Annotated in this window: 22 protein-coding genes and 2 pseudogenes; 9 read left to right on the top strand and 15 right to left on the bottom strand. The window is 43.8% G+C overall.

Features of this window, described 5'->3' with window-relative positions; genetic code table 11:
- Nucleotides 1-331: pseudogene (locus tag B3763_RS18065) on the bottom strand (DUF885 domain-containing protein); the annotation flags it as partial.
- A gap of 183 nt (nucleotides 332-514) precedes the next feature.
- Here B3763_RS18065 and B3763_RS18060 point away from each other — a divergent pair.
- A complete protein-coding gene (locus B3763_RS18060) occupies nucleotides 515-1342 on the top strand; it encodes a dienelactone hydrolase family protein (RefSeq protein WP_286748272.1) in 828 nt (275 codons plus the stop codon).
- A gap of 89 nt (nucleotides 1343-1431) precedes the next feature.
- On the opposite strand, the gene B3763_RS18055 is transcribed toward B3763_RS18060, so the two are convergent.
- The 9 genes from B3763_RS18055 to B3763_RS18015 form a co-directional block, all read right to left on the bottom strand.
- Nucleotides 1432-2691: an aminotransferase class V-fold PLP-dependent enzyme gene (locus B3763_RS18055; RefSeq protein ID WP_286748271.1), complete on the bottom strand. Its 1260-nt coding sequence runs from the start codon at nucleotides 2689-2691 to the stop codon at nucleotides 1432-1434.
- A 184-nt stretch (nucleotides 2692-2875) separates the two neighbouring features.
- Nucleotides 2876-3409 (bottom strand): inorganic diphosphatase, encoded by a 534-nt coding sequence (locus tag B3763_RS18050; RefSeq protein WP_189631393.1) that lies wholly within the window; start codon nucleotides 3407-3409, stop codon nucleotides 2876-2878.
- Between the two features lie 82 nt (nucleotides 3410-3491).
- A complete protein-coding gene (locus tag B3763_RS18045; RefSeq protein WP_286748270.1) occupies nucleotides 3492-3938 on the bottom strand; it encodes a hypothetical protein in 447 nt (148 codons plus the stop codon).
- A 149-nt stretch (nucleotides 3939-4087) separates the two neighbouring features.
- Entirely contained in the window at nucleotides 4088-5614 is a 1527-nt protein-coding gene (locus tag B3763_RS18040) for a carbon-nitrogen hydrolase family protein (protein WP_189631391.1), read from the bottom strand.
- Nucleotides 5615-5856: 242 nt separating this feature from the next.
- Nucleotides 5857-7143, bottom strand: coding sequence for a citrate synthase (locus tag B3763_RS18035; RefSeq protein ID WP_189631390.1), 1287 nt, complete (start codon nucleotides 7141-7143; stop codon nucleotides 5857-5859).
- A gap of 100 nt (nucleotides 7144-7243) precedes the next feature.
- Nucleotides 7244-8068: a prohibitin family protein gene (locus B3763_RS18030; RefSeq protein WP_189631389.1), complete on the bottom strand. Its 825-nt coding sequence runs from the start codon at nucleotides 8066-8068 to the stop codon at nucleotides 7244-7246.
- Between the two features lie 63 nt (nucleotides 8069-8131).
- A complete protein-coding gene (locus B3763_RS18025) occupies nucleotides 8132-9118 on the bottom strand; it encodes a Gfo/Idh/MocA family protein (RefSeq protein WP_189631388.1) in 987 nt (328 codons plus the stop codon).
- 138 nt (nucleotides 9119-9256) lie between these two features.
- Nucleotides 9257-9868: a hypothetical protein gene (locus B3763_RS18020; protein WP_286748269.1), complete on the bottom strand. Its 612-nt coding sequence runs from the start codon at nucleotides 9866-9868 to the stop codon at nucleotides 9257-9259.
- A gap of 77 nt (nucleotides 9869-9945) precedes the next feature.
- The gene (locus B3763_RS18015; protein ID WP_286748268.1) at nucleotides 9946-12786 is read right to left on the bottom strand and encodes a M16 family metallopeptidase; all 2841 of its coding nucleotides are present in this window, start codon (nucleotides 12784-12786) and stop codon (nucleotides 9946-9948) included.
- Nucleotides 12787-12931: 145 nt separating this feature from the next.
- Here B3763_RS18015 and lpxB point away from each other — a divergent pair, with 145 nt between their 5' ends.
- Nucleotides 12932-14065 (top strand): lipid-A-disaccharide synthase, encoded by a 1134-nt coding sequence (gene lpxB, locus B3763_RS18010; protein WP_286748267.1) that lies wholly within the window; start codon nucleotides 12932-12934, stop codon nucleotides 14063-14065.
- A 28-nt stretch (nucleotides 14066-14093) separates the two neighbouring features.
- Here the strand turns inward: lpxB and B3763_RS18005 are convergent, their stop codons facing one another.
- From B3763_RS18005 to B3763_RS17995, 3 genes are all read right to left on the bottom strand, one after another.
- Nucleotides 14094-14705, bottom strand: a complete 612-nt coding sequence (locus B3763_RS18005; protein WP_286748266.1) for a DinB family protein — start codon at nucleotides 14703-14705, stop codon at nucleotides 14094-14096.
- A gap of 74 nt (nucleotides 14706-14779) precedes the next feature.
- Nucleotides 14780-15748: a GNAT family N-acetyltransferase gene (locus B3763_RS18000; RefSeq protein ID WP_189631383.1), complete on the bottom strand. Its 969-nt coding sequence runs from the start codon at nucleotides 15746-15748 to the stop codon at nucleotides 14780-14782.
- 9 nt (nucleotides 15749-15757) lie between these two features.
- Nucleotides 15758-16573 carry a glycerol acyltransferase gene (locus tag B3763_RS17995; RefSeq protein ID WP_286748265.1) on the bottom strand — a complete coding sequence of 272 codons (816 nt, stop codon included), beginning with the start codon at nucleotides 16571-16573 and terminating at the stop codon, nucleotides 15758-15760.
- A 180-nt stretch (nucleotides 16574-16753) separates the two neighbouring features.
- On the opposite strand from B3763_RS17995, the gene B3763_RS17990 reads away from it, so the two are divergent.
- The 5 genes from B3763_RS17990 (at nucleotide 16754) to B3763_RS17970 (ending at nucleotide 20590) form a co-directional block, all read left to right on the top strand.
- Complete coding sequence (locus B3763_RS17990) at nucleotides 16754-17119, top strand: cupin domain-containing protein (RefSeq protein WP_286748264.1); 366 nt, start codon at nucleotides 16754-16756, stop codon at nucleotides 17117-17119.
- 34 nt (nucleotides 17120-17153) lie between these two features.
- Nucleotides 17154-17426 carry a MoaD/ThiS family protein gene (locus B3763_RS17985; RefSeq protein WP_189631380.1) on the top strand — a complete coding sequence of 91 codons (273 nt, stop codon included), beginning with the start codon at nucleotides 17154-17156 and terminating at the stop codon, nucleotides 17424-17426.
- Nucleotides 17427-17449: 23 nt separating this feature from the next.
- Nucleotides 17450-18538: a WD40/YVTN/BNR-like repeat-containing protein gene (locus B3763_RS17980; RefSeq protein WP_286748263.1), complete on the top strand. Its 1089-nt coding sequence runs from the start codon at nucleotides 17450-17452 to the stop codon at nucleotides 18536-18538.
- A 109-nt stretch (nucleotides 18539-18647) separates the two neighbouring features.
- A complete protein-coding gene (locus B3763_RS17975; protein WP_189631378.1) occupies nucleotides 18648-20378 on the top strand; it encodes a DEAD/DEAH box helicase in 1731 nt (576 codons plus the stop codon).
- 68 nt (nucleotides 20379-20446) lie between these two features.
- Complete coding sequence (locus B3763_RS17970; RefSeq protein WP_189631377.1) at nucleotides 20447-20590, top strand: 30S ribosomal protein THX; 144 nt, start codon at nucleotides 20447-20449, stop codon at nucleotides 20588-20590.
- 108 nt (nucleotides 20591-20698) lie between these two features.
- Here the strand turns inward: B3763_RS17970 and B3763_RS17965 are convergent, their stop codons facing one another.
- Both B3763_RS17965 and B3763_RS17960 read right to left on the bottom strand, forming a co-directional pair.
- The gene (locus B3763_RS17965) at nucleotides 20699-21544 is read right to left on the bottom strand and encodes a DUF2911 domain-containing protein (RefSeq protein ID WP_189631376.1); all 846 of its coding nucleotides are present in this window, start codon (nucleotides 21542-21544) and stop codon (nucleotides 20699-20701) included.
- Between the two features lie 83 nt (nucleotides 21545-21627).
- Nucleotides 21628-22161 (bottom strand): DUF2911 domain-containing protein, encoded by a 534-nt coding sequence (locus B3763_RS17960; RefSeq protein ID WP_189631375.1) that lies wholly within the window; start codon nucleotides 22159-22161, stop codon nucleotides 21628-21630.
- 68 nt (nucleotides 22162-22229) lie between these two features.
- Between B3763_RS17960 and B3763_RS17955 the strand changes: the two genes are divergently transcribed.
- Nucleotides 22230-22826: a DNA-3-methyladenine glycosylase gene (locus tag B3763_RS17955; RefSeq protein ID WP_286748262.1), complete on the top strand. Its 597-nt coding sequence runs from the start codon at nucleotides 22230-22232 to the stop codon at nucleotides 22824-22826.
- A pseudogene (locus B3763_RS17950) lies at nucleotides 22808-23060 on the top strand (hypothetical protein); the annotation flags it as partial. The gene B3763_RS17955 and the pseudogene B3763_RS17950, both read left to right, overlap by 19 nt.

Here is a 23060-nt window from a genome sequence, read left to right as displayed (position 1 = left end):
CTTCAGCTTCCTCTCGGAGTTGATACAGGTGGTCTTTTATGTAGTTATCAATCAAAATGTAATCTACCTGCCCACCTCTCGATAGCTTGTTGAAGTTGTAAGTCGATAGTTTTTGTGAGTAGTCGTTGAAAAATTGCTCAAAACGCTCTCTTCGTTCAGGAGAATTCCAAATGGCATAGAAGCGGGAGAGACTGCCGTAGTCTGCTCTTAATTGAGTGGCCAGGTCATAGAGTTCAGACACCTGCTGTTCGGTGTTCTGGGCATGAGCTGTATGGCTAACGCTAAGTATAACTAAAGCGAATACGGACAAAAAAAGTCGAAGAGTTTTCATGGTGTAACTGAGCATTGCGGTTTAACTAATCCATTAGGTTTTAATCTAAGCTAAATCATTTTTTTATAATGCACATGCCGAATTACACAGACGCACTTTTTACAGTGATGATGGTTTTAGTATCTAGCAAGCGAACCATTTACCGGAACGAGAGTTTTATAAACAAATGATCGTATGATGAATATGAAGTCAATAAAAACTATACTTTTTTCGCTACTGCTGGTTGTTCTAGTATCGTGCAACGAGAAGCCCTCATCGGGTAACGATAGTGCTTCAGATATGGTAGGTCAGGAGGTGAGCTATAGTACGGAAACTACCGAAATGAAGGGCTACATAGCCTATAATAAAAGTTCTAAAGAAAGGCGACCGGGAGTTATAGTCGTTCATGAATGGTGGGGACACAATGAGTATGTGAGAAGTAGGGCCGATGAATTAGCCCGGTTAGGGTATGTGGCTCTGGCTGTGGATATGTATGGTGAAGGGAAGCAGGCCGAACATCCGGACGATGCAGGTAAATTTGCAGGAGAGGTAATGTCTAACCTGGAAGAAGCCAAAGCCCGGTTCGATGCGGCTTTGGCAACTCTAAAATCCAATCCCAATGTAGACCCCGACAGAATAGCCGCAATTGGTTACTGTTTTGGAGGGTCGGTCGTACTGAGCATGGCCAATGCAGGTTATAATCTGGATGCCGTTGCCGCATTTCATTCCGGTGTAGATTTACCCATAAAGCCTACTAAGGATATTAAAGCGAAGATTTTGGTAGCCAATGGGGCTGATGATCCTTTTGTTCCGGCAAGTTCAGTAGCTCGCTTCCGTGCCGCTATGGACTCTGTGGGTGCAGACTATAAGTATGTGGCTTATGATGGCGCTGTCCATGCCTTTACTAGCCCGGGTGCCAACGCCTTAGGTGAAAAATTCAACCTGCCACTGATGTATAACGAAGATGCGGATAAAGCCAGTTGGAATGAGCTAATGAGTTTGTTTAATGAAGTGTTTGACGAAGAGCGATAAACCTTTTTTGACTGCAATAGGCCTACAAGGTTAATGCACCGTGCCACAAACCAACTAGTGCCAATTGGATGAGTTAGCCTGTCACTATGTTAAACCATATCTTTTAAGGCTTCAACAAAGCGGTCTAGCTCTTGGGTGGTAGTATATACATTGGGCGTTATTCTGCATCCATGCACACCGGCTCCATCAATGGCCACAGTCCAGATGTTATAGTTTTGCATAAGGCTTTTAGCCATATCTGAAGGTTTCATTTGTTTTATACCAACATTGGCGATGGCACAAGACCTGTCTTTGTCTTGAGGGGTGTTGAGCACTATGTTTTCAATACCCCTCACTTTTTCTACCCAGTAACTTTTTAAATACCTGAGTCGGGCTTCTTTTCGGGCAATCCCAATCATGTTGTGGTAGTCTATCGCGTCTAGTATGGTCAGGTCAGTGGCCACCGGATGAGTACCTATGTGATTGAGTCGTTTTATGTCGCCAGACTCTGTTTTTCCTTCGGCCATTAAGGGCCATATTTTATCGATCTTATCTTTTTTAACATATAGAAAGCCAGCGCCTAAGGGCACACTCATCCACTTATGCAGGCTGGTGCCATAGTAATCGCAGTCTAGCTCTTTCATGTCGAAGTCAATGTGTCCGAATGCATGTGCACCATCCACCATTACTTCAACTCCCAGACTATGAGCCATATCGCAAATTTTACGAATGGGCAGAATATGACCGGTTATGTTAATCATGTGACAGACCATCAATAAGCGGGTTTTAGGTGTAATGGCCTTTCGATAAGCCTCTACAATCACCTCGTCTCGCGATGGGTTCATAGGTACATCAATGGCCTTAAGCACAATTCCCTGCCTGGCTTCTACTTGCTTGAACATGTTTAGCATGGCTCCATAGTCTTGATTAGCCATTACGGCCTCATCGCCTCTTTTCCATGGAAAACCCTGAATAATGGTGTCTAAAGATTCGGTGGTATTTCGTGTAATAATCAGTTCATCGTTATTACACTTGGCCAGCTGGGCCAGTGCCGCTGCCGATTTGGCTTTGTTGCGCCACTGGTCGGTACGCATGTAATAAGACGCATGGAGGTTGATGTATCGAATTCTTTCGAGATAGCGCTCAAGGGTGGGTTGAGGCATCATGCAATAGTAGCCGTTTTCTAAGTTGATGTAGTCCGGCTTTAGCAGGTAGTCTTTTCTAATCTTACCCCAAAAATCTTCATTCTGTGCTAGCTCCTCAGCAGAGAATTTATCGTTTGATTCAACAAGTTGCCCAATTTCCTTATAGAAAGGCGTGGCAGCCAACGTTGTGCCTATCAGGTTTTTAAGAAAGGTTCGCTTATCCATGCTTGGCAGATTAAGCAAGAAGATAAGGCTATTCATTCAGTGAGGCAAGGAGTTTTAACCGGAAGGAGGAGAGAGGCCACTCTAAACCTCATTGGTCGCTTAAACACATTCTTAGCTCCAGACTTTAGAGTGGTCTCTTTGGCCGCTAGTCATTAACGGTCTAAATGGTTTAAACTGAGACGGACTAACTGGTAAATTTTGCCTTGTAGTCTGAAATGCTCTTTTTAATAATTTCTTTGGCCGTAAGCGCGTTTTGGAATTCTTCAACCTCAACAGTTTTATTCTCCAACTTTTTATAGTCTTCAAAAAAATTGCGAAGCTCTTTTATGAAATGCTCCGGGAGTTCACTGATGTCGTCAAAATGCTTTACCGACATGTCGTTATTGGCTACAGCAATAATTTTATCATCTTTTTCACCACCATCTAACATGCGCATTACTCCAATTACTTTGGCTTCAACCAGGCACATGGGCACAATAGAAATTTGGGAAAGCACAAGTATGTCTAGTGGGTCGTTGTCATCGCAATATGTTTGAGGAATGAAACCATAGTTGTGAGGATAGTGCATGCTGGAGTAAATCACACGATCCATCTTTAGCAGTCCTGTATCTTTATCGAGCTCATATTTGGCTCTTGTGTTTTGTGGTATCTCAATAATGCCATTCACCACATCTGGCGCACTTTCTCCTACACTTACCTTGTGCCAGGGGTTATTCATATCAATCATTTTCAAACCTTTTGGCAAAGGTAAGTAATGCCCGAAAATTAGGTAGAAAGAAATGAAATCTTTGACCGAAAGTTTACGGAGCTGGATGATAATGATGATGTACAAATCGGTTCCATCCTTTCTTGGTTTTGGATTCTACCACCCAATGAAATCCTTCCTTTTCATCAGGCCAATAGACCTGCCGGGCCAGTCCGGATGGCATTTGTACTTCGAAACAGATGGCTTGTGGGTGGATGTCTTCAGCATTGGCCAAATAACCCTGAGCCTGCTTTCCGTCTGATTGAAATGACCAAAACCCGATGTTTTTCAGGGCTGTTGTACCAAAAAGAGTCAGGTCTTCGTAGTCTATTTCTGACGATTGCCAGTGGGCATTTAAGGCTATGTATTTACCTTTTAGTACTTTACTGAACGTTCTGGTGCAACGAAGCGCAGGCCTTTGTGCAGAGTGTTCTTCGGCTACCCACCGGCCGAGTAACGGCTCAAATAGTCCAAGTTTTCCCCTTCCTTTTTTCCAAGTCATAGTTCTACGGTTCTTCAGGCAAATTTGCTAGGGCATGTATAGTTTCTTCTCATACTTTGGTATGAAAACAAGGGCCGGCAACCGTATTTTTTAGAATACAGCTTTAACCCGGCTTTTATTTATCCCATCTGTTCAGGCACTTGTGTGTGCTAAACTTTTGTTAAGCTAAAGATGTCTTTCCTTCTGTCTTTCAGGTTTTTAACACTTCCCACATTATGCAGTTCGGTGAGTAAGTCGAGGTCCACATCGGCAATCACTATGGTTTCTGCGTTGGGGGTGGCTTCTGCTTTTATTCCATTGGTTGGAAACTGAAAATCGCAAGGTGTAAAAACCATAGATTGGGCATATTGTATATCCATGTTGTGCACATTGGGCAAGTTGCCTACACTACCGGCTATGGCTACATAGCACTCATTTTCAATGGCTCTGGCTTGCGCACAGTGTCTAACTCGTGAGTAGCCGTTTTGAGTATCGGTAAGAAACGGAACAAAGAGAATATCCATTCCTTCATCGGCCAGTAGACGAGGAAGCTCAGGAAACTCTACATCGTAGCAAATGAGAATACCTATTTTCCCGCAGTCTGTATCGAACGTTTTCAGGGTGTTTCCGCCTGTCATGGCCCATACTTTCTTTTCATCGGGGGTAGCGTGTAGTTTTTCGTAGCGATCTATTTTTCCGTCTCGTTTACACAGGTAGCCCACGTTGTAGAGTTTGTCATCTACCACCTCCGGCATACTACCGGCTATAATATTGATGTTGTAGCTAATGGCCAGGTTAGAAAACTCTTCGACTATAGCAGGCGTAAATTCGGCCAGTTTTCGAATGGCCTCCGGCTCACTGAGGTGGTTAAATTCGGCCATAAGTGGGGCATTGAAAAACTCAGGAAAAAGAGCGAAATCACTCTTATATCCGCTTAGTGCATCGATAAAGTATTCTGCATTTTTAAGCAAATGTTCCAAGCCATTGTATGGCCGCATTTGCCATTGTACAATACCTAGCCTTACGACCGTTTTGGTAATGGCGGCTTCTTTACTGGGCGTTTCGTAGTATATATTGTCCCAGCGAAGAAGTACGGCAAATTCATTGGAAGCTTCATCGCCTTCTAAATAGCCTTTTAGAATGCTTACAGGGTGAAAGTCGTTAGACAACTGAAAGTTGAGCACGGGATCGTGAACTTCTTTCTGGCGTACTTTCTCAATGTATTCTTTAGGAGTATACTCATCGGCATATTTGTGGTAGTTGGGAATACGGCCTCCAAACACTATACCTTTTAAGTTGAGCCTTTCGCAAAGGTCTTTGCGGTAGTCATACATCCTCCGTCCAATGCGCATACCTCTGAATTCGGCTTTAATAAAAACCTCTATGCCGTAGAGTAAGTCGCCTTTAGTACTGTGGGTACTAAAGGTGTAGTTTCCGGTTATTTGCCTGAAGGTATGCTGATGCTTGAATTTTTTAGACTCCACCAAAATCGATAGGGCACAACCCGCAATGTCGCCATTAACTTTCACCACAATTTGGCCTTCAGGAAATTTATCGAGAAGCGACTGAATGTGATGCTCTTTCCAGTAGGCATCGGGCATACTGGAGTATGCGTTGATCATTGCTTCTTTGAGCTCCTGATAGTCTTCTATCTTAAGGTATGATAACTCTATGTTTTGAAAGGTCTTATTGTCCATGCAGCTAATATCTATAGTAAATTGATTTTTCAATAGTGAATTGAACGGCTCTCGAAAATATTTTTTAGAACCATCGGGCAATGCCATTACGATAAAAAAATAAGCACGTTGCCATGCTCATATAACTGCGAGTGCCCTGTATTGTTGGTGAAAGAGTAGGGGGCATAAAAAAACCGGCTCAAGGTCTTTCTATACTATAGAACTGACACTTGAGCCGGTTGAGTGGAAGGCTTAAGCTGTACTTAGCGCTTATCCATTCCTACATAAGGCCTTTGGTTGGCACCGGTGTACACCTGGCGTGGTCTTCCAATTGGTTCTTTGTTTTCTCTCATTTCTTTCCACTGAGCAATCCAGCCGGGTAGTCTACCCATGGCAAACATTACAGTAAACATATCGGTAGGAATACCCAACGCTCTGTAGATAATGCCTGAGTAGAAGTCTACGTTCGGATAAAGCTTTCTTTCTACGAAGTAAGGGTCGTTCAATGCCTCTTCTTCAAGGCCTTTAGCAATATCCAACACCGGATCTTTCACTCCAAGTTTGGCCAAAACATCATCGGCAGCCTTTTTAATAATCTTAGCTCGCGGGTCAAAGTTTTTATATACTCTATGACCAAAGCCCATAAGACGGAACGGATCGTTTTTGTCTTTAGCCTTAGCCATCCATTTTTTAGTATCACCGCCATCTTTTCTAATGTTTTCCAACATTTCAATTACAGCCTGATTGGCACCTCCATGAAGCGGCCCCCATAATGCATTGATTCCGGCAGAAATTGAAGCATACATACTGGCATGAGAAGATCCAACTACTCGCACGGTTGAGGTAGAGCAGTTTTGCTCATGGTCTGCATGCAATATTAATAGCTTGTCAAGTGCATTGGCTACTACAGGGTCTACCTCATACTCTTCGGCAGGAGTAGCAAACATCATTTTAAGGAAGTTGGCTGTGTAATTCAGGTTATTGTCCGGGTAGTTCACCGGATGACCGATCTGATTTTTATAAGACCAAGCCGCAAAAGTTGGCATTTTTGCAATCAGCCTGATAATACTCATATCTACTTCGGTAGCCGAACGATTCGGATCTAACGAGGCAGGGTAGAAGGCTGTTTGAGCACATACTAATGAAGAAAGTACCCCCATTGGGTGTGCTGTAGACGGAAAGCCTTCCAAAATTTTCTTAACATCTTCATGCACCAGGGTGTGCATGGTAATATCGCTCACAAACTTATCGTAGGTTGCTTTGTCTGGCAGCTCGCCATAGATGAGCAAATAAGCCACCTCCAGGAAGTTCGACTTTTCAGCCAACTCTTCAATTGAATAACCTCTATATCTCAGAATACCTTTTTCGCCATCGAGAAATGTAATGGCACTGGTTGTTGAACCTGTATTTTTAAAGCCGGGGTCGATAGTTATTACTCCACTTTCTCCCCTTAGGGAAGAAATATCGATTGCTTTCTCATTTTCGGTTCCTTCTATAACCGGAAGTTCGTAGGACTTTCCGTCAATTCTTAATTCTGCAGTATTTGACATCGTTTAGATTGTGTTAACTTTTGTAGGTTTTCAATCGCGCGAGCGAATTTACTCTAATAAACAATGAAAAAAAATTCTTGTTCTGTCGTTGGGCAATATTTTAATTATTGCCCAGAATGAGTGGCAAACCGTCTTTTCCCTGACCGATCACAACTATTTTGGCATTTGTCGATTCTGCCAGTTTTAATGTGGCTTCAATGCCTCTCATCCTAAGTAAGTTTGGTGTTAAGCTGCTATTGACAATTTTGTTGGCCTGAGCTTCTCCTTCTGCTGCAATACGCTTTCTTTCGGCCTCACTTTTTTCTTTGTCTAACCTAAACTGATAGGCCAGTGCTTCTTGCTCTTGCTGCAATTTGTTTTCAATGGCTTGTTTGATTTTATCCGGTAAATTAATGGATCGGATAAGCAGGGTGGTCATTTCAATATTGTTGGTTTCATTGCCCAACACTTCGGCTGTTTCATTACGAATGGCCGCCTCCACTTCAGGGCGTTTGGTAGAATAAATTTCTTCGGCCGAGTATCGACCCATTACCTGCCGAACGGTGGAACGTACCTCAGGCACAACCAGCGTATTGATGTAGTCAAGTCTGAAACGCTCATAGATGTGTCCAATTTTATCGAATTTAGGGTTAAAGCGTACGGAGACATCTACTTTAATGCTCAAACCATTTTTATCCAGCACATCCATTGTTTCTTCTCTTTTGCTTTCGGCTACATCGAAAACAATAAGGTCGTTCCAGGGGGCTTTCATGTGAAACCCAGGGGCTATTACGTTTTCTTTGTCTAAGCCTCCCGAAAACTTCTTGAACAATACGGCCCGTTCATTGGCCTGTATGGTGTAGAAAATACTGGAAGATAGCCCTACCACAACAATAAGGGCAATAACTGAAATAACAATGATGGGAAGAAGTCTTCTATTATCCATTGGTTTGGGGTTTAGTGTTGAAAAATGAACCTGTTAGTACAAGCCAGAATATGGGCAAATAGTTTAGCCGATTTTCTGCAGGTTCTTCTCTATTTCGTTCAGAATGTCATGAGCCACTCGCAAGGCTTTGTATCCGTCTTCAATGGTCACAATGGGTACGGAATCTTCTATTATGGCTCTATGGAAACTGGCTAGCTCTTCTCGAATAGCGTTAGATGGATGTACCTTGGGGTTCTCGAAGATAATCTCCTTCTTACCCTTTTCTTCACCCAAATCCAACACCATTGAAAACGGGCCTTCATTTCCGGTAGCTTCCTGCATTCGCACAATCTCGGAGCTTTTCTCCAGAAAATCTACGGCCACATAAGCGTCTTTCTGAAAAAATCTTGATTTGCGCATGTTCTTCACTGCTATGCGGCTGGTGGTAAGATTGGCTACACATCCGTTAGCAAACTCCAGTCGGGCATTGGCAATATCGGGCGTATCGGCTACTACGTTTACGCCACTGGCCGATATCTTTTCTACCGCTGACCCCACCGACTTGAGAATGATATCGATGTCGTGAATCATCAGATCCAGTACTACCGGTACATCGAGTCCTCTGGGATTGAACTGGGCCAATCGGTGAGATTCGATGAACATAGGCTGCTTTAGGAATGGTTTCGCTGCCACAAAAGCGGGGTTGAATCGCTCTACGTGGCCAACCTGAATTTTAAGTTTCAGTTCATCTTTTAGGGCAATAAGCTGTTCGGCTTCTTGAAGGGTGTTGGTAACGGGCTTCTCTATAAATACATGCTTTCCGGCTTTCAGTGCCTTTTCGGCACACTCAAAGTGCGAAAGAGTAGGGGTGACTATATCGATTACATCGACCGCTTCAATGAGCGATTCGATAGTTTCAAATGCCTTTATTCCATGTTCTTGGGCTACAGCCCTGGCATTGTCCGGTTGGGCATCGTAAAAACCAACAAGTTGGTACTCTGAAATATCTTTAATGCATTTGATGTGAATTTTGCCGAGATGACCGGCACCGAGAACCCCAATTTTGAGCATGAATGGTGTTTTTTAGCTGTGCGGCAAAGGTACTCTCTTAAGTTAAAAGTTCAAGGTTTGGGGCAAAGTTCGTTGTTCATAGCTCATGGTTTATGGGACAACCTTCCCGTAGAATGATGAACGCTTTTTGCGCTAAGCTCAATTGTCTTCGATCTTATGGTACAGGTTGAACCATTGGCGTTCCAAAACCTCAAACAGCCAGTTCTTTTCTTGGGCATATTGTCTGTTGAAGAGATAGTTGCTGTAAATGTGCATATAACGACCCCGGTCTAAATCTATTTTTATGGGTTTCTTTCGCCTCGATTTAATCAGCAATTGGCTGTTCATATTATAAATGAAGTAGGTCTTATGGTTTTTATAAATGTGTATTTCATACGGTATTTGCTCATCATAATAGTAATAAGATTGATGACCGGGAGTCTCAAAGTAGCAGAGGGGTTCTCCCGATTTTAAATCGAATACAAAGTGTTGAGAAGGTTTAAATCCAAACGTGGCAACCAGCCACTTACCGTCATTTACCAGGGTATAGTCATTGAACAAACCGAGTTTTACGGAGTCAGGTACAGGTACTGATTTCACGAACCGATACCCTACAATTTCCTGACCATTTAGGTTTGTTACAACCATAAGCAGGCTCATAAACATGGTACAGACTATTCCTTTCATAAGCTGTAGCCGAGGGTGTTTTTGTGGGGCAGAGTCCAAGTAGGCTGTTCTATTTGGGATTCTCAAATGAAGGGCTCTGTTCATAAATATTGATTGGAAAATGAAGACAGAAGGTTCAGAGTTCATGGCTTCTGTAGCCATGAACCCCAAACTTCATTAAGTTATTTAGGCTTTTTCTCCGGCCCACTCAGGTTATTGATCAAAATGGGTTCTCCAAAACCAAGCTGCTTCATGCGATTTAACTGCGTTTTAGCATCACCAACTACCAGCCAAATCATTTGATCTTCGTTGAGATACTTTTGTGAAAGTTCTTTGATCTTCTCTACTGTCATGCCCTGAACAACCTCTTCTCTTTCTTTCACATAGTCATATGGTAGTCCAAGTTCACTGATGTTTTCAAGCATGTTCAGTTTTGCTCCTGCTGTTTCAAAGGCCCGGGCATTACTTTTAATTAAAAAGCCTTTGGTGGTCTCAAGGTCTTTGTCGCTAAAGGTTGAGCCGTAGTTGCTTAGAATCTCTTTAACTAATTGCGTAGACTCAAGTGTTACATTTGTTCGCACTCCACTGGAAATGGTAAAAGTACCATCTGTTTTGTTGCCTGAGAAACCGGATCTAATGCCATAGGTATAGCCTTTGCCTTCTCTCAGTTCTTGAGTAAGTCTTGAAGCAAAGCCACCTCCACCAAGAATGTAATTCATAACCACTGCGGGATAGTAATCTTCATCGGTGGCCGGCATGGAAGGATAGCCAATGGTAAGTACCGATTGTTTGGCATCGGGAACATCGAAGAAATAGACCTGCGATTTTTCCGGTGCAGAAGGTTTGGGAAGTTCCGGTAATACCACACTCTTAGCTTTCCAGCGAGATTCCAAACCCTTGAGCGATGCGACCAGGTCTTGTTGGGAGATGTCTCCGACCACATGGAACCTGGCTACTGAAGGAGAAATAAAAGAAGTATAATATGTCTTTAAGTCTTCTATCGTCAGATTATTCACTGTTTCAATAGTGCCTAATCGGTTTTGTGCGCGGATGTCGTTTTTGCCATAAATGAGAATGTCGTAGGCATTGGAGGCAATGGCATTTGGGTTGGCCTCTTGCTGTCTTATTTGACTTATGGTACGTTGTTTGGCAAGTTCAAACTCGGTCGTATCCCAGCGCGGCTCAAGCAATATTTCTTCCATAAGGGCCAGGGTAGCTTCATAGTTTCTGGCCAGTGTGTTAGCAGAAATTCTTATGCTTTCTTTTCCTGCATACACGCCAATAGAAGCCCCCAACTGGTCGATGGCCTCTTCCAGTTCTTCAGGGGTCTTGTTTTTTGTGCCTTTGGTCATAAGAGCAGCCATGAGATTGGCAGCTCCCAGTTTATCCATGCCTTCCAGTAGCTGCCCTCCATCTATCACCATGTTAATTTGAACCAGAGGAACTTCATTGTTCTCAATGCCATATACCTTTAGTCCATTGTTGAGACTAGTTTCATAAACTTCCGGAATCTGAACTTGTGGTGCCGGTCCGTAGGGTGGCTCTACAGTTCGGTCGAAAGATGATGAGGTTCTTTCGTAACTGGCCTGAATGGAGGCATCGAAGGTTTCTTCGGCTCCTTGAACAATTTGCTCCTCCACTACCTGTGCCTGAACAGAGTTTTCCAGGGCCAAAGACTTCTGTCCTTTAGGCACAAAGCTGGTGGCAATGTAGTTTTTGTCTTTGATATACTTTTGGTACACTCGCATTACATCGGCCGTGGTTACCGCCAATATGTTTTCAATATCCTTTTTAATAAACCCGGGGTCGTTGGCAAAAATATTGTATTGAGCTAGCTGAAAGCCCTTGCCAAGTACACTGCTTAGGCTATTGTAAAAGCCTGTTTCTTGTCCGGCTTTAATTCGGGCAAGGTCTTTCTCTGTAATCCCTTCGTTTTCAAAGCGCACAAAGGCTTCGTTAATAGCTTCTGCTACAATATCCAGGTCGGTATCGGCATAGGCTCGAACGGAAAGCTGGAGTTGCCCGGCTAGCTCAGAAGTTCTGTTGTACATCTGTACGGAAGCGGTTAGTTTCTTGTCTTGAACCAGCACTTGGTTGAATGGAGCTTTTTTGCCTGAGGCCAGATATTGAGTGAGTACATCCAGCGCATAGCTGTCTGGGTGGTATTGCTCCACGGTAGGCCAGGTATAGGTGAGCTCCGGCAGTCTGGCAAAATTATCTTCATGGTACAGCTTTTTAGTGGTAGCTACCACACCGGGCCTTGGCTTCAGAGGTTCTATTTCTTCACCTCTGGGAATTTCATCGAAGTATTTCTTCACCCATTCTTTGGCCTGTTCGGTATCAAAATCGCCCGAAACCACCAGGGTTACATTGTTCGGTACGTACCATTTTCGAAAGAACTCTTTCACATCGGCTAAGGTGGCCGCTTGCAGGTCTTCTAAAGAACCTATTACCTGCCAGTTGTAAGGATGGTCGGCAGGGTAGAGGTTTTTGTCTATAACATAGCTGGTATGGCCATAGGGGCGGTTGTCATTACTTTGACGTTTTTCGTTTTTTACCACTTGTTTTTCTTTGGCTAAAACGGGTTCAGTTACAGTGTTGATAAACCATCCCAGCTTATCGGCTTCGGCCCAAAGCATTTTTTCAAGGGCATCGTTGGGAACGGTTTGAAAGTAATTGGTGCGATCTCGTGAGGTGGAGCCGTTGGCTCCTGAACCACCCACCCGCGCACTTAGCTTGTCGAGCCCGCCTTTACCAAGGTTTTCCGATTCGAGAAATAACAGGTGTTCAAACAAATGGGCAAATCCGGTTCGGCCTTCTTTTTCGCGAGCCGAACCCACGTGGGCAGTCAGTGCCACAGCCACTACCGGGTCTGAACGGTCTACATGAAACACAACATCTAGTCCGTTGTCCAGCTCGAACTTTTCATAGGCTACATTGAAATCGGCTTTTGCCAATTCTTTTTGCTGCTGACAAGCCATAAGGGCAAAGAGCATCAAAAAAAGGGTGAGTAATTTTTTCATAGGTATACTTTCTATTGGCTAATTACCCATTTTGAACAGATTAATCAAGCAGTTATGATATGAGGCGTTCCTGGCATACAGGCAGTTGGTTTTTCCATTTGATATTTGCCGACAAAGCCTGAACTTGCCGCCACGAAATTGGACGATGAAGTATTACATCATTGCAGGAGAGGCTTCTGGCGACATGCATGCGGCCAACATGATGAAGGCCTTAAAAAAGCTTGATACGAACGCTTATTTTAGGGTTTGGGGCGGAGACCGTATGGCCAAAGAGGCTCAGGAGTTGGCCAAGCACATTAGAGAAACTTCCTTTATGGGTATTTTCAAAGTGCTCTGGAATATTCGCACCATAAAGCAAAACTTTAGATTCTGCGAGGCCGATATTCGCAACTTTCAACCGGATGTACTCATTCTTATTGATAATTCCGGTTTTAACCTCAGAATTGCCAAGTATGTAAAAGAAAGTGGTTTTAATACCAAAGTGTTCTATTACATTTTACCTCAGGCCTGGGCTTGGAAGCGCAAAAGGGTACACACTATTCATCAGTGGACCGACAGAATTTTCTCTATCCTTCCCTTTGAACCGGATTTTTATAAATCATATGGCTACGACATTGACTTTGTTGGGCACCCCATTATGGATGCTTTGGCCCAAAAGGAGTCACATCTATTAAGCCGAAAAGAATTTTTATCGACTCATCAATTGGCCGATAGACCACTGGTAGCACTTTTGCCGGGCAGCCGAAAGCAGGAAATTATTGGCAAGCTACCTCGTATGTTAAAGGTAATTCCCCATTTTCCTGATTATGAATTTGTAGTGGCCGGCTCTGAAACCATTGATTTATCCCTTTACGAAAAGTACACCGAGGGCAGGGTAAAGGTGGTTTTTGGGGCCACCTATGACATTCTCCATCATGCATCGGCAGCCTTAGTTACTTCGGGTACAGCCACCCTGGAAACTGCACTGCTCGGTGTACCACAAGTGGTTTGTTATAAACCGGGTTGGCTAACATATAAGTTGCTCAAGCGCATTGTAAGTATCAAATACATTTGCCTGGTAAATCTTATTCTGGATAAGATGGCGGTTCAGGAACTTATTGAAGGCGATCTGAACGAACAGCGATTGGTAAAGGAGTTGAAGCTTCTTTTTGATGAGGACAATAGGCAAAGAATACTCGCAGACTATGCCTCTCTTAAGACCAAACTAGGTGGAACTGGTGCCTCTGAACGTGTGGCACAGCTTATGTTCAATGAGTTGAACCATCAGGCCGCGGAATGATTTTGTATTCAGCGGCCCGGATATAGTTTTATTGAGCCGGAAAACCCGGACTAGCCATAACTTCTTTTATCTGCTCGATGTGCCTTCGGGTATGGGCCGAAAGGAACAGTACCGCCTGATAACCGTCTATGATTCCAAAGGGCAGGCTGGCGTACTGATGTCTCATGGCATTGTTTGCTTCTTCAAAAGCTGCGATGTGACTCTTTCGGCTTTTTTGGAATAGTTCCAGAGCTTCTAAAGGTGCGACTTTAAGCTGAGAGGGCTCGAAGGCTTCATTGGTCTTTACTTTATTTGCTCTCGACTCTATGGCCGCTATGAGTTGCTCATCGGTCATTACTACCTCATCACGCCTGTCGGCTTTTGGCTCCGAAGCCCAGGCGGTGGCTACAAAGTAATTCCAAATATTATCTTCAGTAAGGGCAATGTGCTTAATGCATTCGGCAATAGACCATGCACTTTTATCGGGTTTGTAATTGAGCTGTACATCAGATAGCCCTTTGGCTAGCCGAGATAGGTCGCTCTGTGTACTCTTTAGATGCTTTAGCGCCAGTTGCCGCTCTTCCTTGTTAATGTGTTGGGCCGATACTGACATGCAGACCCAGCACAAAACAACACTGATGGTCAAAAATGATCTTTTCATAAGGGTATAAATTAACTTGTTCTATACCCATCACGATTGGCCGCCTGAAAATGGGACAAAGGCCGGTCAAAATTCTACTCACTATCTACACAGTCGTTGCGCTTGTAGTCCGTAATATGCCTTTCTTTTACCTCCTCGTGAATATCGGCAATGGTTACTAATAGGCCAGTTTCTTCAACGCCTCCAAAATCGGGATTGAAGGCAGTGCCAAAAGTCATCATGGTAGAGGACAGGTTCATGTAGATGTTAATGAGAGGGGGGATCCACTCACCACGATCTTTCAAAAGCTTATGGAGAACTTTAAACCCATCGCTAAAAGGAATATCTTCTTGAAAGTATTCTTTGAAAACACGGTTATCGAATCCGGCAAATAGTTCCGTTTTAGGTGTACAAAGCTTCTGGTGATCGGGGAAATAGTGAGCCATGAATGCCAGTAGAATATCTCTGGCTTCGCTGTTATAGTTACGATACATGGTTACCTTGCCAAAGAAGTACTTTATTTCCGGATAGTTGGTAATGAGAGCTCCCAGGCCATCCCAAATGTTGGCCAGAGCAAACACGCCTTTTCTGGGGTTTACAGAAGGCTGATATTCCGGTTGTACCCAAGACCTGCCCAGCTCTATTGAAACGGGCAGATACTCTTCTTTCATTTGTTTGGAGAAATCAAAGTAATGAGCTGTAGAGAGCTCAAATTCTCCGGTTTGAGGGTTCAGGGCCCTTGGTCCGGTAATAAAGCGGTAACCTCCGATTATCTCCTGATCTTCTCGGTTGTAGACAATCAGCTGTTCGTAGCAACGCTCATTGGTATCATACTCATCAATGTCAATTTCATGACCTGTTCCACCACCGGCAGCTCTGAAAGAAACCTCTCTGAGCCTGCCAATTTCTCGCATAGTGTGCGGAGAATTATGATGATTGACAATGTAAATTTCATTGTTACCCTTGTGAGTGCACTGCACGAACCTTTCCCTGGTCAACTCATCTTCGATGAGCTCGCGTTCTACCGGAGGAATGATTTCTTTCTGTACCTTACTTTGCTTCATACGAGTCGTTTAAGACTGTCTTAATTGATAAACCCTTTCTTTTGTCCATGCGGCCCACTCTTTTTCCGACTTACTGTTGTCGAATGTATCGGGGGCGATGGGTTCACCAATAATGATGTCCATTTTTGTTCCTTTTTGCTTGAATAGCTCATCTACTAAAAAGAACATTTCAATATTTAGTTTTATGCCAAGTGCCTTACGGATGTTGGCCAGTCGATAAAACCGGTTGGTCAATCTCCCTTCAATATACACCGGAATGACCGGCTTTTTATACTTTTTTGCTTTGGAAACGAAGGTTTTCTTCCACTCCAAATCTCTAATTATACCTTGTTGTTTACGGCTCACCAGTCCGGCCGGAAAAATGAAGGTGGCACTGGAATCAGCAAATTGTTTTTCTACCTCCTGCAAAGAGCGAATGGCATTTCTTCCCACCTTATTTACCCCAATAAATCGTTCTTTAAGGTTTTCTACACTCAGCAAAAAGTCATTGACAATAAACCGAATATCCGGTCTAACGTCATTGACTGACGACACAAAAGCCACGGCATCGAAGCCCCCCAGAGGGTGGTTGCTCACAAATATGCAGCTTTGTGGAGGTGCTATTACATTCTCCTTTCCTTTGAGGTTGAGCTGTATGCCAAACTCTTCCATGGTCGCCTTACAGAACTCATAGGCACTGGCACCTTTCTGCTTAACCATAAAGGCATTTATCTCATCCTGATGAATGATTTTTTCAATGTAACGAATGATGAAACCGGGAAGCCACTTGACCAGCGAAGGGTTTTTACTGGCAATTAGCTTGCGAACATCAATGAACTTATCCATGGTTGAGTGACTCATCGAACAACCGCAAGTATAAGGCCATTTGGATGACATTTCAAAACAGAGCCAAAACTTGTATGTGCCTACATGAATAGTGCAAATAATGCAGGGAAGATTATTAAATCTGCCAATTCTTTTGTGGGGCGCTGTATGGAGGCATTTTCAATTTTTGTAACATGCAGTATGATCAGCAAAAATATTGAAGAGAAATTTCGGCTCATTACAGACTATTGGAAGCCCGGAATTGTAGCCGAGCTAAATGGTCAGTTGGTAAAACTGGCCAAGCTGAAGGGGGCTTTTGTATGGCATAGCCATGCGCATGAAGACGAACTGTTTTACGTACATAAGGGTACTTTGTATATGGAGTTTCGCGACAAAACAGAGGTGGTGCACCCAGGCGAAATAATAGTGGTGCCGAGAGGAGTGGAGCATAACCCTTATACCAGGGACGATGAGGAAGTTTGGGTAATGCTGTTTGAACCTGCTGCTACACTTCATACAGGCGAAGTAACTCATGAAAAGACGGACAATAATCAACAATGGATTTAGAATCTGTTTGAAAATGAATAACTTAGGTTAGTGTATGGCAACAATAAAGTTTACCTCTAATCTTAAACGCTTTTATCCGGATTTACGGCCTATTGAAGCGAATTGCAGCAATGTAAGAGAAGCCGTTGAACTCATTGAGAGTGAGTATGAAGGGCTGAAAGACTACATTGTGGATGAGCGAGGAAGACTGCGAAAACATGTCAATATTTTTATAGGCAACCAACTCATTAAAGACAGAGAAAAACTCTCTGATGCACTTAAAGCCAGTGATGAGCTTTATGTAATGCAGGCACTTTCGGGTGGTTAGCAAAACTCATAACTAAAAGATCCATGGCAGATAAAAACATTCTTCTCGTAGGTTCAAGAAAAGGGCTTATGGTATACCAAAGAGCTAAAGGCTCGCAAGAGTGGAAACATACCGATACCCACTTTCTGGGTATTCCGGTGAGTTTAGCAGCCATAGATGCGCATACCGGTTATTGGTGGGCTATGCTAGATCACGGACACTGGGGTTGTAAACTGCACCGCTCGGCCGATGGAAAAGTGTGGGAAGAGCTGGAAGCACCCAAATATCCGGAAGGTGAAGAAGTGAAAGATGGTGTACCGGCCACCACGCGCTATCTCTGGGCTTTTAGCCCCGGTGCAAAGAGCGAACCCGGAACAATATATATTGGAACAGAGCCCGGAGGGCTTTTTAAGAGTACCAATAATGGAGACAGTTTTGAGTTGGTTCGTGCCTTATGGGATCATCCAAGCAGGAAAGATCAATGGTTTGGTGGGGGAAGAGATTACCCCGGCATACACTCCATTTTGGTAAATCCTGAAAATCCGGACCACCTCTATGTGTCCATAAGTTGTGCGGGTACCTTCGAAACCACCGATGGAGGTAAAAGCTGGGAGCCAAGAAACAAAGGGCTAAAGGCAGATTTCTTGCCCGATCCAAATTCTGAAATCGGTCAAGACCCGCATTTGGTGGAGTGGTGCATGGCCAACAGGCAGGTTATGTGGCAGCAAAACCACTGCGGAATTTACCGTTCGGCCGATGGAGGTAAGAACTGGGCTGATATTAGTGAGGCTAATGGTCCGGCTAATTTTGGGTTTGCTATTGCGGCAAGTGAAACCAATCCGCAAAGAGCTTGGGTAGTGCCGGGTGTGAGTGATATGCTAAGAGTGGCCATTGATGGGGCACTCTGTGTGTGCCGTACAGACGATGGTGGAGCCACATGGAAAGCCTTTAGAAAGGGGCTTCCGCAAGAATCGGCCTATGACATTGTGTACAGGCATGCGCTGGATGTGGCCGGTAATACACTGGCTTTTGGTACCACCACAGGCAACCTCTATTTATCTGCCGATGACGGGGAGTCCTGGGAAGTTTTGAGTCATAATTTACCCATGATTCATTCGGTGGCATTTTGCTGATTTACAAGTAGTTTAGATTGTTTGGGAGTGATGGAATAAATATTCTGGTTTACAGTAAGTTCCCATTTATTACTCCTACCTTTGCGACCTCATTTTAAATAATACCTTTTTGTCAAATTTTAAATCATTAGGCCTATCTCCAAAACTATGTGAAGTGTTGGATCAGTTGGGTTTTGAACAACCAACACCTATTCAGGAACAGGCCATTCCACAATTATTATCGAATAATCCTACCGACTTTATTGGTCTTGCACAAACCGGAACGGGAAAAACAGCCGCTTTTGGTCTTCCGCTCATCGATTTGATAGACCTTGAAGACGATAGTACACAGGCCATTGTAATGGCACCTACCCGTGAATTGGGTCAGCAAACGGCCAAGCAGTTACAAAGCTTTGTGGCCAACCAAAGAAAACTAAACGTAGAAGTTGTTTACGGAGGAGTAGATATATCTAAACAAATCAGGGCCCTTAAAAAGCCCGTTCAAATTGTTGTGGCCACTCCGGGCCGATTGATCGACTTGATTGAGCGTAGGGCAGTGTCATTAGATGCTGTTCGTTATGTAGTGCTCGATGAGGCCGATGAAATGCTCAATATGGGCTTTAAGGAAGATATAGATCGAATTATTTCATATACTCAAGACGACCGGTCTATATGGTTGTTTTCGGCTACAATGCCACAAGAAATCAGGCGGATTGTAGACAAATACATGAACACGCCCATCGAAGTTGCGGTGAATACACACCAGAAGAGCAACCTGGATATTGCCCATCAGTATGCCATTACCAAAACGGCCAACAAACTGGCGGCTATTAGAAGGTTTTTAGACATTCAGCCCGATATGCGAGGCATAATGTTTTGCCGCACCAAAAGAGAAACCCAAGAGTTTGCCGATGCCTTCTCTAACATGGGGTATGGTGTTGAAGCCTTGCATGGCGATTTGTCGCAAGGGCAGCGCGATGCGGTAATGAAACGTTTTAAGGCACGTTCCATGCAGTTACTCATTGCTACCGATGTGGCGGCAAGAGGGATAGACGTAAACGACCTTACGCATGTAATTCACCATAGCTTACCTGATCAATTAGAGAGTTACACTCACCGTAGCGGGCGCACGGGCCGAGCGGGTAGAAAAGGAATTTCGCTGGCTTTTATTAACCCCAGAGAAGGCAGGAAGATAAAGGAACTGGAAAACAAGCTCGGAGTAAAGTTTGAGTTGGTTGAGGTGCCTAATAAAAACGACCTCAAATACAGCCGTATTAACCATTGGGCTAATCTTATCTTAAAAACTAAGGTAGATGAAGAAGTGAATGACCTGATGGCTCACCTGAATGAAGACCTTCTGGGCTTGAGCAAGAATGATTTGCTCAAAAGATTATTGTCTCTGCAGCTAGATCACCTGGCGGTTGACAATGGTACCAATTTTGACGAACCGGACGATCTGAACGAGGTTCAAGGCAAAAGAGAAGATAGAGGAGGGGCGGTGGTTAATCGCGATGGCTCTCAGCGTTTCTTTATAAATGTGGGAGACATTGATGGAGCCACAAAAGCCGACTTGGTACATTTCTTAGTAGACGTATCAGGTTACGATAAGGGGGCATTCAAAGAGGTAGAGGTGAAGAAGAACTGTAGCTTCTTTTATCTGGATCCGGTTTTGGGCAAAGACATTTCTTCTAAATTCAGAGGGATTAGCGTCAACGGGCGCGCAATACGGGTAAATGAAGATACTGATGGTCCTCCGAGAGATTCTAAAAAACAGAAGAACAGAAATAGGGAGTTTGGTTTTGAGAAACGAAACCGTAGAAAGGAGAGAGCCCGTCCGCCAAGAAAGGGCAGAAGAAGGTAATTTCTCTTACCGTTGACAGGAGTTTCTGTCTTTTGTAATTTCATTCTCCAAATTTAAACAGACAGTTTATGGGAAAAGGAGATAGAAAAACCAGAAGAGGCAAAATTGCCATGGGAACTTTTGGCAACACTAGGCCAAGAAAGCCCAAAACAAATACAACTACCACCAAAGCGAGCTCTGAAAAGAGCAAGAAGTCAGCAACCAAAGCCTGACGGGTAGAAAAAATAAGAGGCTGTTTTCTACGAATCTAATGGTATAGATTCAAAGGAAACAGCCTCTTTATAGTTTTAGCCCTTTTGTTTTAAAAAAGCACTCAGAGCTTATTTCAAACCGGCAATTAACTTCTGGTTTAACCTCACATAATCTGGGTTTCCACCTTCTTCGGCCAACTTCATGGACTCCTGAGCCGCTGCTTTTGCCTCAGTGTTTTTGCCAAGTCGGGCGAGTAGTTTGGCTTTCAGATGAATTACCCAGTATTGTTTTTGGCCAGAGCCTTCAATAGCCTTGTTGACCCACTCAAGGGCTTGTTGAGCATCGCGTTCGGTGTCGTAGTAGTAACCGGCTGCCTGAAAATAAACTCCCGGATTTTGAGGACTACCATCAATAACCTGACTTTTAATTTGGGCCATCACCTTTGCGTCTACATCACTCTCAATTTTGAACATGGCCTTGGTGTGTTCCCATTTCATGTTCAGATAAGCAGAGTTCATGGTAAAGTCCGAAAAACTTATGGTAAAGGTTTCATAATGACTGCTAGGGTGTTTTACAGGTACCTTAAAGCGCAACAAATCATCTTTTGAGTCATAACCCAATGAGCCCCACCAGGTAAGGTTTTTACTCAGAATAATGGTTGCTTCTTCTTCTGTAAATATGGTATATAAGGCATACTCACCAGCAGGAACCGGGTTTCCTTCTAGCTTTACGTCTTCGCTAAACGATATTTTGGTCGATGCATTGGCACCGGTTCTCCATACTTCGTTGTAGGGTATGAGTTCACCGGCCACTTTACGGCCTTTGGCACTAGGGCGTGAGTAAACCACTTTAACTTCGGCTAGCCCAACGGTTCCTTTCAGTTCAAAGGTAGGGCTGGCGGCTGGCATTTGAATCTGGGCATAGCCAAGTGTTGCCACCATCAAAGCAATTGCACTAAGTATAATTCTTTTCATAAGGTTTAGTTTTGAGTATGTGAATTTATAAAAAAAGCTTCCATTCGTTGAATAGAAGCTTTGAGTTGTTTTTGGGACTTCGATTAGTTGGTTACTTCAATCGGAAATTTCACCGAAGTATTGCCCCAGGCCAATTCAATAGTGGCTTTGTTTTTATTGTTCTTGTCAAAATCCTGCATCATAATGTAAAAGGTCTCGACAGAGTTGGCAGTTTTAGTAGCCTTGGCTTTGAAACGGATAACATCTTGCGACTCATCGTAGTTAGTGCCCCACACTTTGGCCTTGTTAATAATAATGGTCCATTCGTTGTCGCCCGGAATGCTGTACATAGAATACTCACCGGCCGGCAGTTTTTGTCCGCCAATGGTTACCTCTTTGCTAAAACTAATTTTGGTGTTGGCATTAGCTCCAGTTCTCCAAACTTGTCCTTTAGGAGCCAGGGTTTCCAGCGATCTACCGTCAAGGCTTGGTCGGGAATACACCAGAGTCATTTCCGTATTACCAATCATTTGCGAAACTGTGGTAGTGGGGCTGGCAGCTGGTCCGCGTTGTGCCAGCACAACATTAGCGCTAAAAATAAAAAGTAGGGTAGCTAAAGCAATAAATCCTTTTTTCATTGTTGTTCGGTTTTTTAAATTCAACAAGTTAAACTCATTTGAGCGAATTTAGTTGCTTTGTGTCAGCTATGAAGCTTCAAAAAAGTTTTTATCTGCGCGAAAATGTTGTCCAGGTGGCAAAAGAAGTTCTGGGAAAAACAGTACATACCTGCGTCAACGGATACCATACTTCTGCGATCATTACAGAAGTAGAAGCCTATAGCGGTAGGAATGACAAGGCCTGCCACGCCAACAATGGAGTGAGAACCAAACGCACGGAAATTATGTACGCCCGGGGAGGTGTTGCCTATGTATACCTGTGTTATGGCATACACCATTTGTTTAACATAGTTACCAACGGTCGTAACAAGGCCGATGCGGTGTTGGTAAGGGCTGTTCAACCGGTTGAAGGCATAGAAACTATGCTGAAGCGTAGACAGAAAGTAGCGGTGGATAAAAGCCTTTGCTCGGGTCCCGGAACGCTCAGTCAGGCCTTGGGTATACACACCCGGGAGCATTACGGTCTATCGTTGCTCAGTGAGCACATTTGGCTCGAAGATGCTCCATGCCTCGAAGAACATGAAATAGTAACCAGTACCAGAGTGGGGGTAGATTATGCCGAAGAAGATGCCCTCAAACCCTGGAGATTTTATATAAAAGACAATCCATGGATCAGCAGAAAATAGACGTACTACTTTCCATTAAGGTATGGGATCCTAAGCCTTGGGTAGAAGGCCTTTCTCAATCTACTTATATAAACCAAGTGCACTTGTGGCCTACTGAGGCCGATTTAAGTCGGGTCTCAGGTCTGTTTGTATGGAAACCTTTAGATGAAGGAGTGGTGCAAAAACTACCTAACCTAAAGTGGGTCAGTTCACTGGGGGCTGGTGTAGACCACCTGGTTAATGACCAACGAATAC

It is taken from the genome of Roseivirga sp. UBA1976 (assembly GCF_002336325.1).
Taxonomy (GTDB): Bacteria; Bacteroidota; Bacteroidia; order Cytophagales; family Cyclobacteriaceae; genus Roseivirga; species Roseivirga thermotolerans.
This window is presented reverse-complemented; position numbering and strand designations above follow the sequence as displayed.